Here is a 333-nt window from a genome sequence, read left to right on the forward strand (position 1 = left end):
CTTAAGGAAATAGCTCACAGAGTTACGTGTTGCGGGCATCGTATAATGGCTATTACCTCAGCCTTCCAAGCTGATGATGCGGGTTCGATTCCGCTGCCCGCTCCAACTTCTTTCGTGTGCTGATATAGCTCAGTCGGTAGAGCGCACCCTTGGTAAGGGTGAGGTCGGCGGTTCAAATCCGCCTATCAGCACCAGCTCTGCGCACATATTTCCTTTTGATACTTTCACCTAACTAAACTACGTTTAGTGATTGAGAGTAAATTAATTACCAATAATTTTTTTGGTTGCGTGGTCATCAAAGCCACCTAAATCCGTACCTAGAGGGACAACTCA

The 333-nt window shown here is 46.2% G+C and carries 2 tRNA genes; both read left to right on the forward strand.

Annotated elements, in window-relative coordinates:
- Positions 1-31: 31 nt before the first annotated feature.
- Positions 32-105 (forward strand) — tRNA-Gly (locus UA76_RS14390).
- Between the two features lie 13 nt (positions 106-118).
- Positions 119-194 (forward strand) — tRNA-Thr (locus tag UA76_RS14395).
- Positions 195-333 lie beyond the last annotated feature (139 nt).

The organism is Vibrio mexicanus (assembly GCF_001012815.1).
In the GTDB taxonomy this organism is placed as follows: Bacteria; Pseudomonadota; Gammaproteobacteria; order Enterobacterales; family Vibrionaceae; genus Vibrio; species Vibrio mexicanus.